At 72.2% G+C, this 17,040-nt stretch carries 15 protein-coding genes; 4 read left to right on the top strand and 11 right to left on the bottom strand.

Going from position 1 to position 17,040, the window contains the following annotated elements; translation table 11 throughout:
- Window positions 1-25: 25 nt before the first annotated feature.
- The 5 genes from dxs to A6R01_RS01660 all read right to left on the bottom strand — a co-directional run bounded on the left by dxs (window position 26) and on the right by A6R01_RS01660 (window position 4,308).
- Complete coding sequence (dxs, locus tag A6R01_RS01680; RefSeq protein ID WP_292602917.1) at window positions 26-1,927, bottom strand: 1-deoxy-D-xylulose-5-phosphate synthase; 1,902 nt, start codon at window positions 1,925-1,927, stop codon at window positions 26-28.
- Between the two features lie 75 nt (window positions 1,928-2,002).
- Window positions 2,003-2,929, bottom strand: a complete 927-nt coding sequence (locus tag A6R01_RS01675) for an SMP-30/gluconolactonase/LRE family protein (protein WP_292602915.1) — start codon at window positions 2,927-2,929, stop codon at window positions 2,003-2,005.
- Window positions 2,926-3,354, bottom strand: a complete 429-nt coding sequence (locus A6R01_RS01670; protein ID WP_292603419.1) for an NUDIX domain-containing protein — start codon at window positions 3,352-3,354, stop codon at window positions 2,926-2,928. Before A6R01_RS01670 ends, A6R01_RS01675 begins: the two co-directional genes overlap by 4 nt.
- Window positions 3,355-3,406: 52 nt before the next feature.
- On the bottom strand, window positions 3,407-3,778 hold the full coding sequence (locus tag A6R01_RS01665) for a hypothetical protein (protein WP_292602914.1): 372 nt from the start codon (window positions 3,776-3,778) through the stop codon (window positions 3,407-3,409).
- 125 nt (window positions 3,779-3,903) lie between these two features.
- The gene (locus tag A6R01_RS01660; RefSeq protein WP_292602912.1) at window positions 3,904-4,308 is read right to left on the bottom strand and encodes a YjbQ family protein; all 405 of its coding nucleotides are present in this window, start codon (window positions 4,306-4,308) and stop codon (window positions 3,904-3,906) included.
- A gap of 91 nt (window positions 4,309-4,399) precedes the next feature.
- On the opposite strand from A6R01_RS01660, the gene A6R01_RS01655 reads away from it, so the two are divergent.
- On the top strand, window positions 4,400-5,200 hold the full coding sequence (locus A6R01_RS01655) for a GNAT family N-acetyltransferase (RefSeq protein ID WP_292602909.1): 801 nt from the start codon (window positions 4,400-4,402) through the stop codon (window positions 5,198-5,200).
- Here A6R01_RS01655 and A6R01_RS01650 read toward each other — a convergent pair.
- From A6R01_RS01650 to A6R01_RS01635, 4 genes are all read right to left on the bottom strand, one after another.
- Window positions 5,178-7,127 carry a M3 family metallopeptidase gene (locus tag A6R01_RS01650; RefSeq protein ID WP_292602907.1) on the bottom strand — a complete coding sequence of 650 codons (1,950 nt, stop codon included), beginning with the start codon at window positions 7,125-7,127 and terminating at the stop codon, window positions 5,178-5,180. The two genes, A6R01_RS01655 and A6R01_RS01650, sit on opposite strands and share 23 nt — an antisense overlap.
- Before the next feature lie 61 nt (window positions 7,128-7,188).
- A complete protein-coding gene (locus A6R01_RS01645; protein ID WP_292602905.1) occupies window positions 7,189-7,764 on the bottom strand; it encodes a DUF3105 domain-containing protein in 576 nt (191 codons plus the stop codon).
- Window positions 7,761-8,063: an MTH1187 family thiamine-binding protein gene (locus tag A6R01_RS01640; protein ID WP_179530956.1), complete on the bottom strand. Its 303-nt coding sequence runs from the start codon at window positions 8,061-8,063 to the stop codon at window positions 7,761-7,763. The genes A6R01_RS01645 and A6R01_RS01640 overlap by 4 nt, the downstream gene beginning before the upstream one ends.
- A gap of 159 nt (window positions 8,064-8,222) precedes the next feature.
- The gene (locus tag A6R01_RS01635; protein ID WP_292602903.1) at window positions 8,223-11,033 is read right to left on the bottom strand and encodes an aconitate hydratase; all 2,811 of its coding nucleotides are present in this window, start codon (window positions 11,031-11,033) and stop codon (window positions 8,223-8,225) included.
- A 167-nt stretch (window positions 11,034-11,200) separates the two neighbouring features.
- Here A6R01_RS01635 and A6R01_RS01630 point away from each other — a divergent pair, with 167 nt between their 5' ends.
- From A6R01_RS01630 to A6R01_RS01620, 3 genes are read left to right on the top strand one after another with little or no spacing between them, the layout of a single operon-like run.
- Entirely contained in the window at window positions 11,201-12,028 is an 828-nt protein-coding gene (locus A6R01_RS01630; RefSeq protein WP_292602901.1) for an ABC-2 family transporter protein, read from the top strand.
- Entirely contained in the window at window positions 12,021-12,869 is an 849-nt protein-coding gene (locus A6R01_RS01625; RefSeq protein ID WP_292602899.1) for an ABC-2 family transporter protein, read from the top strand. The genes A6R01_RS01630 and A6R01_RS01625 overlap by 8 nt, the downstream gene beginning before the upstream one ends.
- Window positions 12,866-13,822 (top strand): ATP-binding cassette domain-containing protein, encoded by a 957-nt coding sequence (locus A6R01_RS01620; RefSeq protein WP_292602896.1) that lies wholly within the window; start codon window positions 12,866-12,868, stop codon window positions 13,820-13,822. Before A6R01_RS01625 ends, A6R01_RS01620 begins: the two co-directional genes overlap by 4 nt.
- A 153-nt stretch (window positions 13,823-13,975) precedes the next feature.
- Here A6R01_RS01620 and A6R01_RS01615 read toward each other — a convergent pair whose 3' ends face one another.
- Both A6R01_RS01615 and A6R01_RS01610 read right to left on the bottom strand, forming a co-directional pair.
- Window positions 13,976-15,007, bottom strand: a complete 1,032-nt coding sequence (locus A6R01_RS01615; RefSeq protein WP_292602894.1) for an RsmD family RNA methyltransferase — start codon at window positions 15,005-15,007, stop codon at window positions 13,976-13,978.
- A complete protein-coding gene (locus tag A6R01_RS01610; protein ID WP_292602892.1) occupies window positions 15,004-17,028 on the bottom strand; it encodes an APC family permease in 2,025 nt (674 codons plus the stop codon). Before A6R01_RS01610 ends, A6R01_RS01615 begins: the two co-directional genes overlap by 4 nt.
- Window positions 17,029-17,040: the final 12 nt, after the last annotated feature.

The following is a 17,040-nucleotide window of genomic DNA, read 5'->3' as shown; positions in this document are numbered from 1 at the left end:
GGTCGGGTCTCCCTCCCAGGACCGCTCAGCCGCGCCGGTCAACGGCGTCGAGGTCGGGGAGGGCCTCGTCGGCCATCGCCTCGACGATGCCTCGCGCCAGGTGCTGGGCGGTGAGCCCGACCCGGTCGAGGATCACGTCGCGCTTGGCGTGACCGAGGAACTCCTGCGGGATGCCGTGGAGGCGCACCGGGGTGCGCACGTCGGCGGCGACCAGGGCCTGCAGCAGCGAGGCGCCGCAGCCGCCCTGGACCCCGTTGTCCTCGACGGAGACCACCAGCCGGTGGGCGCGGGCGAGGTCGATGAGCGCGGGGTCGACGGGCTTGACCCAGCGGGGGTCGACCACGGTGACGCCGATGCCTTGGGCGGTGAGCCGCTCGGCGACGTCCACCGCGGTGGTGGCCATCGAGCCGACCGCCACGACCAGGACGTCCTTGGCGCCGGAGCGGACCAGCACGTCGCAGCCGCCCACGCGGTCGACGGCCTCGATGTCGGCGGGAGGCGCCCCCTTGGGGAACCGGACCACGGTCGGCGCGTCGTCGACGAGGACGGCCTCGTCGAGCAGCTCGCGCAGCCGGGTGGTGTCGCGAGGGGCAGCCAGGCGCAGGCCCGGCACCACCTGCAGGATCGACATGTCCCACATGCCGTTGTGGCTGGCGCCGTCGTCACCGGTCACGCCGGAGCGGTCCAGGACGAAGGTGACGCCGCACCTGTGCAGCGCGCAGTCCATCAGGACCTGGTCGAAGGCGCGGTTGAGGAACGTCGCGTAGACCGCGACGACCGGGTGCAGCCCGCCCATCGCGAGACCGGCCGCGGAGGTGGCGGCGTGCTGCTCGGCGATGCCGACGTCGAAGGTGCGCTCGGGGAAGTGCCGCTCGAAGGCGTCGAGCCCCACCGGGTGCATCATCGCGGCCGTGATCGCGACGACGTCCTTGCGACGGTGGCCGAGGTCGACCATCGCCTCGGAGAAGTGGTCGGTCCAGATCCGGCCCTTGGGCTTCTCCGCGCCGGTCTGGACGTCGAAGGGGCCGGGCGCGTGGAACTGGTCGGCCTCGTGGCGCTCGGCCGGGTCGTAGCCGTAGCCCTTGCGGGTCAGGGCGTGCACGATCACCGGGCCGCCGAAGCGCTTGGCCTGCGTGAGCGCGGTCTCCATCGCGGCTCGGTCGTGGCCGTCGACGGGACCGACGTACTTCAGGCCGAGGTCCTCGAAGAGGCCCTGCGGCGCCAGCGCGTCCTTGAGGCCCTTCTTCATCGCGTGGAGCGCGTCGTAGGCCGCCGGGCCCACGCCGGGGACGGCGTTGAGGCGCTTCTTGACCGCGTCGAGGACGTGCTCGTAGCGGGGGTCGGTGCGCAGGCTCGAGAGCGCCGTGGCCAGGCCGCCGATGGTGGGGGTGTAGGAGCGGCCGTTGTCGTTGACGACGATGACCAGCCGGCTGTCCTTGGCGATCGCGATGTTGTTGAGCGCCTCCCAGGCCATGCCGCCGGTCAGCGCCCCGTCGCCGATGATGGCGACGGCGTGGCGGTCCTCGCCGCGGATGCGGTAGGCCTTGGCCAGGCCGTCGGCGTAGGACAGCGCGGTGGAGGCGTGGGAGTTCTCGACGATGTCGTGCTCGGACTCCTCCTGGCTGGGGTAGCCCGAGAGCCCGCCCTCGCGGCGCAGGGTGCCGAAGGACTCCACGCGCCCGGTGAGCAGCTTGTGGACGTAGGACTGGTGGCCGGTGTCGAAGACGATGCGGTCGCGCGGGGAGTCGAAGACCCGGTGCACGGCCAGCGTCAGCTCGACCACGCCCAGGTTGGGCCCGAGGTGCCCGCTGTTGGTCGCGACCGTGCGGATCAGCAGGTCGCGGATCTCGCTCGCCAGGAGCGTGAGGTCGTCGTCGCTGAGTCCCTGGAGGTCACGGGGTCCCGTGACCGACTCCAGCACTCCCATCGGGGGTCCTCCTCAGGCGTGGCGTGCCCCCGCACGGTGGTGAGAGGGCGAGTCCATGAGTCTAGACGGAGGTCCTCACAGGTCCACGACCGCGACGGCGGGTTCGTGCAGGCTGCCCAGCCAGACCCGCCCCTCGTGCTCGCGCACACCGGTGACCATGTGGAAGTCGGGCGTGTCGAGGTCGAGGTCGTGCACCAGCCGCCCCTCGTCGTCGTAGGCCTGCACCCGGCAGGTGTGGGCGGGCTTGGGCTGGAGCCGCTCGGGGATGCGCGTGACCGCCTTGCGCGCCCACATCGGAGCGCTCCCGAGCCGCTCGACCACGGGGTCGACCGGGCTGGCGATGCTGACCCAGATCAACCCGTCGCTGCCCCGCGCGATGTTGTCGGGGTAGCCGGGCAGGTCGCCGGCCAGCAGGTCGCGGGTGCCGGCCCGGTCCCCGGTCAGCCAGCGGCGTACGAGGGTGCGGGCGCGGGTCTCGGCCACGACGACGAAGGACTCGTCGGCCGACAGGGCCACGCCGTTGGCGAAGGCCAGCCCGTCGAGGACCGTGGTGACCGTGCCGTCGGGAGCGAGGGACAGCAGGCGGCCCGAGCGGGTGTCCTGGACGAAGTCGTCCTTCCAGCGCTCGATGCCGTAGTGGCGCGAGGAGTCGGAGAACCAGGTGGTGCCGTCGGAGCCGATCGCGGCGTTGTTGGTGAAGACCATCGCGGTGCCGTCGACCTCGGCCAGCAGCCGCTCGACCGCGCCGGTGTCGGGGTCCATGCGCAGCAGCCCGCGGTGGGCGTCGCAGACCAGCAGCCGGCCCTCGGGGTCGATCTCGAGACCGAGCGGGCGCCCGCCGGTGGAGCCGACCTGCTCGACGGAGCCGTCGGGTCCCACCCGCAGCACGGCGCCGTCGACGGTGCCGGTGTAGACCGATCCCTCGTGGCGGCCGCTCGGGGCGACCACGACGTCCTCGGCGCCGTCGTGGTGGACCTGGTGGACGGTGACTCGGGTGCTCACGCGCACAGCCTGCTGTAGACGGGGCCGGAGAGGAACCCCGGCAGGACCTGCCGGGCGGACCCGGTGAGGTCGAGGTCCAGCACTCGGTCGGCGTCGACGAACACGATCCGACGCCCCTCGCCGCAGACGATGTCGTCGTCGGCGAGGTCGACGGCCGCCGCGTAGAACGACATCTCGTCCCAGGAGTCGTAGGCCTCGTGGAAGACGCTGGCCACCTCCACCAGCTCCAGCCGATCGGGCGGGAGCCGCACGCCGGTCTCCTCCTCCAGCTCGCGCACCGCACCGCCCAGGGCGTCCTCGCCCTCCTCCAGGTGGCCGCCGCAGAAGCCCCACTTCTCCGGGTCGATCACCGGGTGCTCGTCGCGCTCCTGCAGCAGCAGGCGTCCGTGGCGGTCGATCAGGACGACGCAGGCGAAGCGGTGCATGCGGTCCACTCAACCACCTCCTCGACCACCTCGTCCCGCACGCGGGCCTCGCTCAGAGCCGTGCGCGGTAGCGACGCCCGCGCAGCGCCTCCTCGACCAGCCCGACCTCGCGGCGCAGCGCCACGAGGCGCGCCTCCTCGGTGAGGAAGGTCTGCACCGCCGCCTCCACGACGTCCCCGTCAGCCACCTGGGGCAGGTCGGCCCGGGCCTCGCTGAGCCCACGGCGTACGGCGGCGTGACAACCCTCGACGTGCAGCACCGCGAACCGCGCCAGCACCACCGGGTGGCGCCTCAGGGTCGCGTAGCCGCGGAACTCCGGCGGGCACTGGTCGAGCAGCCAGGCACATGCCGTGGTCTCCCAGTCGGGGGCGTCGGGGGGTCGCACGGCACGCGGCCAGCCGGGCGGGGCGACGAGTCGGTCCATGGGGGCGATGGTACGCCGACGGTCGAACACGTGTTCGATGCCGGGCGGGATAGTCCGCACGCGTTCTCACCCTCAGCGCGAGCTCAGGGTGAGAACTCGTGCGGAGTAACCGCCCTGCCCCGGCCTCAGCCCGCCAGGAAGCTGAATCGCACCTCGCGCTCGTGGTTGTCCACGTTGAGGTCGACCAGGCACAGGCTCTGCCACGTCCCGAGCGCGAGCCGGCCGTCGAGGACCGGGAGCGTGGCGTACGGCGGGACCAGGGCCGGCATCACGTGCGACCGGCCGTGGCCCGGCGTGCCGTGCCGGTGCCGCCACCGGTCGTCGGCGGGCAGCAGGTCGGCCAGCGCCGCGAGCAGGTCGTCGTCGCTGCCGGCGCCCGTCTCGAGGACCGCCAGACCGGCGGTCGCGTGCGGGACGAACACGTGCAGCAGCCCGTCGCCCCGGCCACGGCACCACGCCTGGGCGCGGTCGGTGAGGTCGAGGACCACGTCGGCGGAGCCGGTGCGCACGGTGAAGGTGTCGGAGTCCATGCCCCCGTTCTACCCCCGCACGGCAGCGCTTTACCTGGACGTGACACGCGCGTCCCCGGAGCAGGCTCCCCGCTCCCCTAGCCTCGGCGGCGTGGAGGTCCTGTCCCTGGCGTGGCGCACCGACCTGGCGCTGCTCGCGCAGTCGGGCAGCGAGGTCGAGCACCACCCGGCGTACGTCGTCGTGCGCACGCCGCAGAACCCGACGTTCCGCTGGGGCAACTTCGTGCTCCTGCGCCGCACACCGCTCCTGCGGGACCTGCCGGGGCTGGCCGCCCGCGTGGAGGCGCTCCTCCCCGGCCTGGGCCACCACGCCGTCGGCATCGACGACCCGAGCGCCGGCCGTGAGGACGTCGACCGGCTGCGTCAACCGGGGTGGCGGGTGGCCGTCGACACCGTGCTGACCGCCGAGAGGGTGCTGCCGCCGCGCCAGCTGCAGCGCAGCGCGGTCGTGCGCGCACTGAGCGGCGACCGCGACTGGAGCCAGAAGGTCGCGCTCGACCTGGCCTGCGCCGAGGGCGCCGGCCCGGACTACGAGCTGTTCGCGACCCGCCGTGCAGCAGCCGAGCGGGCCGCGGTCGAGAGCCGCCACGGCGCGTGGCTCGGGGCGTTCGACGGCGACCGCCTGCTCGCCGGGCTCGGGATCTTCTGCGCCGGCGAGGGGCTGGCGCGCTTCCAGACCGTGCAGACCCACCCGGAGGCGCGGCGTCGGGGTCTGGCGCAGGCGCTGCTGCACCACGCGGGCACCCACGCGCTGGGCGAGCTGGGCGCGCGCACATTGGTGCTGGTGGCCGACCCCGACCACCACGCGCTCGACCTCTACCTCGGTGCCGGGTTCGTGCGCACCGAGCGCCAGGTGAGCGCGGAGTGCCTCAGGACTCCAGCCAGGCCGTGAAGGCCCGGTTGTCGTAGGGACGTCCCAGGAACTCCTCGACCAGGTCGGCGGCGTCCCTGCTGCCGCCGGCGGCCAGCACGGTGTCGCGGTACCGCGTGGCCACCTCCGGGGCGAACAGGTCGCCCGCGTCGAAGGCCGAGAAGAGGTCCTTGGCGATGACCAGGCTCCACATGTAGGTGTAGTAGCCCGAGCCGTAGCCCTCGAGGTGCCCGAAGCCGCAGTGGAAGTGCGTGTCGGGCACCTGCCCCCAGACGGCATAGCGGTCCGACAGCTCGCGCGAGCGCGCGGTCAGGTCGTCGGGCAGCTCGGCGTGGAAGCGGTAGGAGACGGCGGCGTAGTACATCTGGGTGCGCGCGTAGTAGCCCTTGCCGAACTCCTCGGCCGCCCGCATCCGGTCCACGAGAGCCTCGGGGATCGGCGTGCCGTCGGCGTCGACGGCGAACCCGGCGAGCACGCCGTGGTCCCAGGCCCACTCCTCGAGCATCTGGCTGGGCGCCTCGACGAAGTCCCACTCGGTGGCGACGCCGGAGAACCGCACCCACGGGTGCCGCCCGGCCAGGACGTGGTGCAGCAGGTGGCCGAACTCGTGGAAGAGCGTGACCACCTCGGAGTGGTCCATGCGGGTGCGTCCGAAGTTGCACACCAGCACGCCCTCGGGAAGCTGGCGTCCGGCGACACCGCGGACGAGGTCGAACTGCGCGGCGTGGTTGTACTTGCCCGGCCGCGGGTGGAGGTCGAGGTGGATGCGGCCCAGCCGCTCCCCGGTCTCCACCAGCACCACGTCGTACGTCGCCACCTCGGAGTGCCAGGAGGGCGCGTCGACCGGGAGGTACTCCAGGCCGAAGAGTCGGCCCGTCACGTCGAGCAACCCCTGGCGGACCCGCCCGGAGTCGAAGTAGGCCCGCACGGCCTGCCCGTCGACGTCGTACTGCTCGCGGCGCACGACCTCGCCGTAGTAGCGCGCGTCGGCCACGTCGAGCCGCTCGAGGTCCGGGTGGTCCTGCCGGGCCCGCTCGAGCAGGACCGCGGCGTCGCGCTCGGCGCTGGCGGTGGCGTCGCGGGCGACCCGGTCGACGAACTCGGCGATGGCGGCCCCGGTGCCGATCATCTTCTCCTCGGCGTCGTAGTCGGGCCAGGAGTCGTAGCCCAGCAGCCGTGCCTGCTCGTCGCGGACCTTCAGCAGGTCGGCGAGGACGGGGTCGTTGTCGGGCCAGCCGATGTTGAGGAAGGTGTGCATCACCGCGTGCCGCGCCTCGCGGTCGGCGGAGAACATCAGGAACGGGTTGGTGTCGGGGTAGCCCGTCGTGATCGTGACCGTGCCGTCCTCGGCGACCGGGTGGGACTCGACGTAGTCAGCCGGCAGGCCCTCCAGGGCGCTGGCCGGGACGCGGGTCTCCCCCGCTCCGTCGCGGATGTTGCGGGCGAACGCCTGGCCGAGGTCGGAGCCGCGTGCGGAGAGCTCGCGCAGCCGGGCGCGGGTCTTCTCGTCGCGGTCGACGCCGCTACGCTGGAAGGAGCGCAGCGCGTCCTCCAGCACCCGCTCCGCGCCGTCGGGCAGTCCGTCGGTGGGGGCGGCCTCCAGCACGGCATAGACCCCGGGGTCGAGCATGAGCGAGGTCCGCAGCTCGTGCAGCTGCTGCTCGTAGCCCTCCGCGCGCTCGCGCAGCGCAGCGTCGGGGTGCACCTGGGAGAGCAGGCCGGCCACGGCGAAGGCGTTGCCGAGGTCGACGTGCACGTCGTTCCACCGCGGCAGGCTCGCCGGGTCGCCGGGCGCGGTCGCGCGCAGGGCCTCGATGCGCTGCCGCGTGCGCTGGAGCCCGCCGAGCACCTGCTGGTCGAGGAAGTCGTTCCAGCCGTCGAGGTCGTCCACGGAGGGCAGGGTCACGGGCTGGAGGTCGCCCGCTGCGGGCGCGCTATCGGTCGGCACGCTGCGAGGCTACCCACGCGCTGTCACGGCGGTGTCACACCCGTAGGGCCCGTGTCGCGTCTCAGACCTGGGTGAGCCCCGGGTCCCGGGGCGGCTCGATGCCGCCGGCGCAGGAGGCCCGCGGCTCCGGAGCCGTCTCGCCGTTGCCGAGCTCGGCGATGAACAGGGCCAGACGCGGGTCGTCGGCCCCGGTCAGCGCCAGACGGCGCTCCCACACCACGACGACCACGGGTGCGTCGAGGCCGGACCACGGCGTCAGGATGCCGTTCTGCGGCAGTTGCTCGGCCAGCAGCGCGACCTCGTCGGCGTCGAGATCGGGGTCGTGGGCGATCACGACGGTGCCGTGCTCCAGGTCGTGCACGAGGTTCTCGGCGGGCACCTGCTCGTCGTACGCGCCGCAGTCGAGCCACTCCCCCGCGTGCGGTCCGCCGACGGGCGGCTCGGTCGGGTACTCCACCGCGTCGTCGGTGTGCGTCGTGGGCAGGTCCTCGAAGACCTCGACCGCGTCGAGGGTCAGGTCCACCGGCTCGGGTCGCAGCCGCTCGGCCACCTGCGGCAGCACCGTGGCGGCGGTCATCACGAGCAGCACCCCCAGGAGCGCGACCGCCAGCACCAGCGTCCGTCGCGCGCGGCTCACCCCTGCTCCAGCAGGCGCTCCACCCGCTCGACCTTCGCCGTCAGCTGACCGTCCCACCCGGGACGGATGTCGGCCTTCAGCACCAGCCCGACCCGCGGGGAGACCTCGGCGACGACGTCGACGGCGCGCTTGACCACGGCCATCACCTCGTCCCACTCCCCCTCGACGTTGGTGAACATCGAGTTCAGCTCGTAGGGCAGCCCCGACTCCTTCACCACGCGTACGGCGGCGGCGACCGCCTCGGAGACGCTGCCGGTCTCGTCGCCGCTGGTCGGGGAGATGCTGAACGCCACGATCATGGCGCCACCGTATCCAGCGGCTCCTCGAGCCTGATCAGCTCCCGCAGCCTGGCCCTCGCCTCGCGCCCGTGCGGCGCGACCGCCCCGGACAAATGGGTCGTGCCCCCCAGCGGGCGCCAGGGCGCGCGCTGAGGGGCACGACTGCGTGCTCGGGGCGGGTCAGCCCTTGAGCAGCGAGCGCAGGACGTACTGCATGATGCCGCCGTTGCGGTAGTAGTTCGCCTCGCCGGGGGTGTCGATGCGGACCACCGCGTCGAACTCCACGTCGCCGGCCTTGACCTTGAGCGTGCGGGGCGTGGTGCCCTCGTTGAGCTCGGTGATGCCGGTGATGGTGAACTCCTCCTCGCCGGTCAGGCCCAGCGACTCCGCGGACTCGCCCTCGGGGAACTGCAGCGGGATGACGCCCATGCCGATGAGATTCGAGCGGTGGATCCGCTCGAAGGACTCGGCGATGACGGCCTTGACTCCCAGCAGCGCGGTGCCCTTGGCGGCCCAGTCGCGCGAGGAGCCGGAGCCGTACTCCTTGCCGGCGAGCACGACCAGCGGGATGCCCGCGTCGATGTAGTGCTCGGAGGCCTCGTAGACGCTGGTGACCTCGCCGTCGGCGGTGAAGTCGCGCGTCACGCCGCCCTCGGTGCCCGGCGCCAGCTGGTTGCGCAGCCGGATGTTGGCGAAGGTGCCGCGGATCATGACCTCGTGGTTGCCTCGGCGCGAGCCATAGGAGTTGAAGTCACGCTGCTCGACACCGTGCTCGGCGAGGTAGCGGCCGGCCGGGCTGTCCTTCTTGATCGCGCCGGCGGGGCTGATGTGGTCGGTAGTGACCGAGTCGCCCAGCTTGAGCAGGACCCGCGCGCCCTCGATGTCGGTGACCGGGGTCGGCTCCTCCGGCATGCCGTCGAAGTACGGAGCCTTCCGGACGTAGGTCGAGTCCTCGTCCCACGTGAAGGTGTTGCCCTCCGGGGTGGGCAGGGAGCGCCAGCGCTCGTCGCCCTTGAAGACGTCGGCGTAGGAGGAGGAGAACATCTCGGAGTTGATCGCGCCGGCGATGGTCTCCTCGACCTCCTGCGGCGAGGGCCAGATGTCCTTGAGGAAGACCTCGTTGCCCTCGGTGTCGACACCCAGCGGGTCGTTGAACAGGTCGACGTCCATCGAGCCGGCCAGCGCGTAGGCGACGACCAGCGGCGGGGAGGCGAGGTAGTTCATCTTGATGTCGGGGCTGATGCGGCCCTCGAAGTTGCGGTTGCCCGAGAGCACCGAGACGACGGCGAGGTCGTGCTCGTTGACCGCGGCGGAGACCTCGGGGATGAGCGGACCGGAGTTGCCGATGCAGGTCACGCAGCCGTAGCCGACGAGGTTGAAGCCGAGCTTGTCGAGGTACGGCGTGAGGCCGGCCTTCTCGTAGTAGTCCGAGACGACCTGCGAGCCGGGCGCGAGCGTGGTCTTGACCCACGGCTTGCGGACCAGGCCCTTCTCCACGGCCTTCTTGGCCAGCAGCGCGGCGCCGATCATGACCGAGGGGTTGGAGGTGTTGGTGCAGGAGGTGATCGAGGCGATCGTCACCGCACCGTGGTCGAGGGTGAACTGGGTCCCGTCCTCGAGGGTCACCTCGACCGGGTTCGAGGGGCGACCGCCGTCCTTGGGCGCGGCCGAGGCCCAGTCCTTCGGCGGAGCGGCCTCGCCGCCACCGTTGCTCGTCGCGGGGTCGGAGGCCGGGAAGGTCTCCTCGACCGACTCGTCGTAGCCCTGGGTCTCCTGGGCGTCGGCGTCGACGTAGTCGACCAGCGCGGCGCGGAAGCCGGCCTTGGCCTCGGTGACCTCGATGCGGTCCTGTGGACGCTTCGGGCCGGCCAGCGAGGGGACGACGGTGGAGAGGTCGAGCTCGAGCTTCTCGGAGTAGCGCGGCTCCGCGTCGGGGTCGAGCCAGAGGCCCTGCTCCTTGGCGTAGCTCTCGACGAGCGCGATCTGCTCCTCGGAGCGGCCGGTGAGGCGCAGGTAGTCGATGGTCTGGTCGTCGATCGGGAAGACCGCGATCGTCGAGCCGAACTCGGGGCTCATGTTGCCGATGGTGGCGCGGTTGGCCAGCGGCAGCGCCGCGACACCGGGACCGTAGAACTCCACGAACTTCCCGACCACACCGTGCTTGCGGACCATCTCGGTGATGGTGAGCACCAGGTCGGTGGCGGTCGAGCCCTCGGGGAGCTCGCCGGAGAGCTTGAAGCCGACCACGCGCGGGATGAGCATGGAGACCGGCTGGCCGAGCATGGCGGCCTCGGCCTCGATGCCGCCGACGCCCCAGCCGACCACGCCGATGCCGTTGACCATCGTGGTGTGGGAGTCGGTCCCGACGCAGGTGTCGGGGTAGGCCAGCAGCTCGCCGTCGACCTCGCGGGTGAAGACGGTGCGGGCCAGGTGCTCGATGTTGACCTGGTGCACGATGCCGGTGCCCGGCGGGACGACCTTGAAGTCGTCGAAGGCGCCCTGGCCCCAGCGCAGGAACTGGTAGCGCTCGCGGTTGCGCTCGTACTCGATCTCGACGTTGCGCTCGAAGGCCTCGGGGCTGCCGAAGACGTCGGCCATGACCGAGTGGTCGATGACCATCTCGGCGGGCGCGAGCGGATTGATCTTGGTGGCGTCGCCGCCGAGGTCGGCCATCGCCTCACGCATGGTGGCGAGGTCGACGACGCAGGGGACGCCGGTGAAGTCCTGCATGATCACGCGCGCCGGCGTGAACTGGATCTCCTTGTCGGGGTCGGCGGTCTCGTCCCAGCCGGCCAGCGCCTTGATGTCCTCGGCGGTGATGTCGGCACCGTCCTCGGTGCGCAGGAGGTTCTCCAGGAGGACCTTGAGGCTGAACGGCAGGCTCTCGACGTCGAGGCCCTCACCGGTCACCTTGTCGAGGCGGAAGATCTCGTAGGACGCCCCGTTGACGTCCAGGGTGCTCTTGGCACCGAAGCTGTTCTTGCTACCCACTGACCAACATCTCCTCTGTCGCGTGTGCGCCGGCGGTCTGCCGCCATCTTGCCGTCGAGCCGGTGACCTGCGGAAGTCAGGTTCACCTCAGCAACTCTCTCGACATCAAGATACACGACATCGAGTGATGTGGCGGCCACCCCTCCGGGCGCGGGTAGAGTCCGCCGGTGCTCTCGGTCCGGCCCCTTTCCCCCTCGGTCGGGACGCCGTACCTCAGGCTCGTCGTGGCGGGCTTCCGGCAGCAGGCGGCCTACCGGCTCGCCGCACTGGCGGGCCTGGTCGCCAACACGACCTTCGGCTTCCTCAAGGTCGCCCTGCTGCTGGCGACGGTGCAGGCCGCGGGCGGCGAGCTCGACGGGTACGACGTCGGCACCATGTCGGCCTACGTCTGGCTGTCCCAGGGGCTGCTCGGGTCGGTGAACCTCTACGGCCGCTCGGAGATGGCCGAGCGGATCCGCACCGGTGACGTGGTCGTGGACTTCCTGCGCCCTCTCGACGTGCACGCCGGCGCCGTGGCCATGGAGGTGGGTCGCGGACTGTTCGCGCTGCTCCCCCGCGGCGTGCCGTCGGTGCTGGTCGGCGCCCTGGTCGTGGGGATGACCATGCCGACGACGCCGGGGCCCTACCTGCTGGGCGCTGTGAGCGTGCTGCTCGGCATCACCGTCTCCGCCGCGACCGCCTACCTCGTGGCCGCGACCGGGTTCTGGCTGGTGGAGACGCGGGGCGTGGCGCTGCTCTACATGGTCGTGGCGGGGTTCCTGGCCGGGCTCTACGTGCCGATCGCGATCTTCCCGGCGCCGCTGTTCTGGCTTGCCTCGGCCTCGCCCTTCCCGTCGATGCTGATGTACCCCGTGGACGTGCTCTCCGGGCGCGTCGACGGGCTCGCCTCGGTCGGGCTGGTGGCCGCCCAGGTCGGCTGGCTGGTCGTGGTCGGTGCGCTGGGCCAGCTGATGACGCGTCGTGGGCGGCATCGCCTGGAGGTGCAGGGTGGCTGAGTCGCCCCTGGCCCAGCCCGTGGCGCGCCCGGCGCCCCACGGCGGCGTGCTGGCGCCGTACCGAGCGGTGCTGGCCTCGCGCATCCGCTCGCAGGCCAGCTACCGCACCAGCTTCGGCCTCGACCTCGGCAGCTCGCTGCTGGTCGGGCTCACCGAGCTGGCCGAGGTGGCGGTGCTGTTCACCAGTGTCTCGGCGATCGGTGGGTTCGACCTGGCCGCGATGCTGCTGGTCTTCGGTCTCGCCGACCTGTGCTTCTCGCTGGCCGACATGGTCGTCGGGCACTGCGACAACCTCCCGGAGTACGTCCGCACCGGGCGTCTGGACGTGTTCTACCTGCGTCCGCAGCCGCTACTGCTGCAGCTGGTCACCAGCGACATCAGCCTGCGCCGACTCGCGCGTGCGGCCGTCGGCCTGGTGGCGCTCGTGGTCGGACTGGTGGTCAACGACCTCGCCTGGGGTGCCGGGGCCGTCGGGCTGCTCGCCGTCGCCCTGGTCAGCGGCACGGTCACCTTCGCGGCGCTGTTCGTGTGGGCCGGCGGGCTGCAGTTCTTCCTCGTCAACGGCTCGGAGATGACCAACGCGTTCGTGTACGGCGGTCGGTACGCCGCCACGCAGCCCGGCACCGTCTGGGGCCGGCCGCTGGTCGTGGTCTTCGGCTTCTTCTTCCCGATGGCCTTCACGGCCTACCTGCCGGCCGCCACGCTGCTGGGGCTCGACACCTTCGCCGGGCTGCCGGACTGGGCTGGTTGGCTGGCGCCGGTCGCCGCCGTGTGGGCCTGGGTCGCCGCGGGGCTGAGCTGGCGCACCGGCGTACGTCACTACCAGGGAGCGGGCGGATGACCTCTCACATCATCGAGACCGACGGCCTGACCCGGACCTTCCGGGTGCGCGAGGGCGTGCGACGGCGCACCGTGGTGGCCGTCGACGACCTGTCGCTGCGGGTGGAGGCCGGCGAGGCAGTCGGTTACATCGGCGCCAACGGGGCGGGGAAGTCCACGACGATCAAGATGCTCTGCGGCATCCTCGTGCCGACCTCCGGCGAGGTCCGCACCTGCAGGCTGCGCCCGGTCGCCGAACGGCGCCGGCTGGCCCGTGAGATCGGTGTGGTCTTCGGGCAGCGGTCGCAGCTGTGGTGGGACCTGCCCACCGGCGAGTCCTTCGCCCTGCTGGCCGCCATCCACCGGCTCTCCCCCGCCGACGCCGCGGCCCGGCGCGAGGAGCTGGTGGAGCGGCTGGAGCTGGGCGAGTTCCTCACCACTCCGGTGCGGCAGCTCTCGCTGGGTCAGCGGATGCGCGCCGAGGTGGCCGCCGCGCTGCTCCACCGGCCCCGGCTGGTCATCCTCGACGAGCCCACCATCGGGCTGGACGTGCTGTCGAAGCAGCGGCTGCGCGAGTTCCTGGTGACCGAGCGGCGCGACCACGGCACCACCCTGCTGCTCACCACCCACGACATGGGCGACGTGGAGCGGCTCTGCGACCGCGTCGTGCTCGTCGACCGCGGCCGGACCGTCCACGACGGCAGCCTCGGCGCGCTCTCGCGCACCGTCGGCGCCCAGCGCGTGATGACCGTCGACCTCGCGTCCTCCGTGCCCTCCCTGGCGCTGCCCGACGGTGCCACCCACCTCGGCGAGGAGGGCCACGGCCTGCGCCACCGCATCGGCTTCGACCCCGACCGGGTCACCGCCGCCGCGGTCCTCGCCGCTGTCAGTGCCGACGCCGAGGTGCTCGACCTCTCGATCGAGGAGCCGGACGTCGAGGACGTGGTGCGACGCGTCTATCGGTCCCGCCGCTGACTGCCGAGCCGTCACTCACGCACGGCCCAACCGTCACTCACGCACGCCCGAGCCGTCTACCACGCGTGCCAGCGACGTCTCGGCCATGCGCCAGCGACCTCTCGGCCATGCGCCAGCGACCTCTCGGCCATGCGCGGCTGACCTCTCGGCGGGTCAGTCCCAGTGGAAGAGGGCCACGCACTCGACGTGGTGCGTCATCGGGAAGAGGTCGAGCGCGCGGAGGGAGGCCAGGGAATACCCCGCCTCGCGCAGGTACGCCGTGTCCCGGGCCAGGGCCGCCGGGTCACATGCGACATAGGCGATCCGACGGGGGGTGCGGCGCGCGACCTCGCGGACGACCTTGCGGCGCGCCCCCTGGCGCGGCGGGTCCAGCACGACCAGGTCGACCGGCCCACTCAGCAGATCGCCGCGCGGGCGGCCGAGGACGCGCTCCACGTCGCCGGAGACGGCTTCCCAGCGGCCGGGGAGGGTGGCGAGGTTGGTGCGCGCGTGCGAGACGGCGGTGCGGTCGCCCTCGACCAGCCCGACGGCGCCCGAGCGGCCCACGGCCTCGCCGAGGAAACGGGCGAACAGCCCGACGCCGGCGTACAGGTCCAGGACGCGGTCGCCGGGCTGCGGCTCGAGGCCGGCGAGCACGGTCTCGACGAGCACCTCGGCGGCGCCGGGGTGCACCTGCCAGAAGCCGCCCGGGGCGACGGAGAACTCCACGCCGCGGACCGTGTGCAGCTCCCGCTCCGAGACCCGGCCGCGACCGTCGATGAGGCAGTCGTCGATCTCGACGACCTCGTGGCTGCGGTGCTGGCGCATACCGCGGCGGCCGTCGCCCAGGTCGACGTAGCGCTGCCGGGTGCGCCAGCGCAGCCCGTCGACGTCGCCGGGCACCGCCTCGACCTCGACGTCGACCTCGAGGCCGGCCAGTCGCACCATCTGCTCGCGCACGACGCCGGCCTTCAGCGCACGCTGCGCCGGCAGGCGCACGTGCTGCAGGTCGCAACCGCCGCACAGTCCCGGACCGGCGAACCGGCACGGCGCCTCGACGCGGTCCGGCGAGGCCTCCAGCACCTCCACGGCGTCACCGCGCCAGAACCGGTCGCCCTCGGCGCCCTCGGTGATCTCGACGACCACGCGCTCGTGGGCGACGGGCCCGACCACGCCCTCGAGGCGCGACCCGACCGGGCCGCTCATCGGCGGTCCCGGACGTCGCCACGACGCAGGTCGCCGGGGCGCACCCGCGTGTCGTCGTCGTAGGCCCGCTCGCGCGCGGCCTCCGAGGACTGCAGCTGGTAGGGCACGGAGATGACCATGATCCCGGGCTGGAACAGCAGCCGACCCTTGAGCCGCAGGGCGGTCTGGTTGTGGAGCAGCTGCTCCCACCACCGGCCGACGACGTACTCCGGGATGTAGACGGCCACGACGCCGCGCGGGTTGGCCCGGCGGATCTCGGTGGCGTACTCGACGATCGGGCGGATCAGCTCGCGGTACGGCGAGTGCAGCACCTTCAGCGGCAGGTCGATGTCACGCTCGTCCCACTCGGCCATCAGCGCCGACGTGGCCCGCCCGTCGGTGGCGACGTAGACGCCCTCGAGGGCGTTGGGCCTGGTCGCTTTCGCGAAGGCCAGGGCCCGCAGGGTCGGCTTGTGCAGCTTGCTGACCAGCACCATCGCGTGGACCCGCGTGGGGAGGACCTTGTCCTCCTCGTCCGCGGCCAGCTCGGCCGAGACCCGGTCGTAGTGGGTGCGGATCGCCTGCATCACGACGTAGAAGAAGGTGATGGCCAAGATGGTGATCCAGGCGCCGGCGAGGAACTTGGTGACCACGACGACCACCAGCACCAGCGAGGTCATCGTGAGCCCCACGGCGTTGAGCACCCGGGCTCGCATCATGCGGTGCCGCTCGGCGGCGTCACGCTCCTCGGCCAGCGCGCGGGTCCAGTGCCGGACCATGCCGAGCTGGCTGAGCGTGAAGGAGACGAAGACCCCGACGATGTAGAGCTGGATCAGCCGGGTGACCTCGGCGTCGAAGGCCCAGATCAGCACGATCGCGAGGGCGGCGAGCGCGACGATGCCGTTGGAGTAGGCCAGCCGGTCGCCCCGGGAGCCGAACGCGCGCGGGGCGTAGCCGTCGCGGGCGAGGATCGAGCCGAGGACCGGGAAGCCGTTGAAGGCCGTGTTGGCCGCGAAGAGCAGGATCACCGCGGTCACGGTGACGGTGAAGTAGAAGCCCGGCGGGAAGCCGGAGAAGACCGACTCGGCGATCTGGCTGATCAGGGTGTCCAGGTCGTAGTCCTCGGGGACCGGAGCCCCGTCGAGGAAGAGCCGGTCGCGGTCGGACGGGTCGACGATCCGCACCCCGATCTCGCGGGCCAGGATGATGACGCTGAGCATCATCGTGACCGCGATCAGGCCCAGCAGCAGCAGCGTGGTGCCGGCGTTGCGGGCCTTCGGCCGACGGAACGCGGGTACGCCGGTCGAGACCGCCTCGACACCGGTCAGCGCCACGCAGCCCGACGAGAACGCCCGCGCCAGCAAGAAGACCAGGGCCAGCGTGGTCAGCGGCCCCTCGAGCCCCTCGTGCGGCACGATCGTGATGTCGGCGGACGCGGCCCGGGGCAGGTTGCCCGACCACCAGCGCACCGCACCGACCACGACCATCGCGCCCATGGCGAGCATGAAGAGGTACGTGGGGGCGGCGAAGATCGCCCGCGACTCCCGCACGCCGCGCAGGTTCAGCGCGGCGACGAAGGCGACGAGGCCCGCCGCGACCGCGCCCTCGTGGCCGCTGAGCACCGGCAGGGCCGCCGCGGCGTACTGCGCCCCGGCCGAGATCGACACCGCGACCGTGAGGACGTAGTCGATGAGCAGGGCGCTGGCCACCGTGGTGCCGGCCTTCTCCCCCAGGTTGGTCCGGGCGACCTCGTAGTCGCCACCGCCGGAGGGGTAGGCCTGCACGGTCTGGCGGTAGGACGCGATGACCACGGCCATCACGACGGCGACGGCGACGCCGACCTGCCAGGAGTAGGTGTAGGCCGACGCGCCGGCCAGCGAGAGCATGATCAGGATCTCGTCGGGCGCGTAGGCGACCGAGGAGAGCGCGTCGCTGGCGAAGACCGGCAGCGCGATGCGCTTGGGGAGCAACGTCTCCCCCAGCTGGGAGCTGCGCAGCTTGCGTCCCAGGAGGATCCGCTTCGAGACGTCGCCGACACCCACGGACCGGAAGGC

The organism is Nocardioides sp. REDSEA-S30_B4 (assembly GCF_001627265.1).
In the GTDB taxonomy this organism is placed as follows: domain Bacteria; phylum Actinomycetota; class Actinomycetes; order Propionibacteriales; family Nocardioidaceae; genus Nocardioides.
Note: the sequence above shows the minus strand (reverse complement) of the source record. Positions and strands in the feature narration are given on the sequence as shown.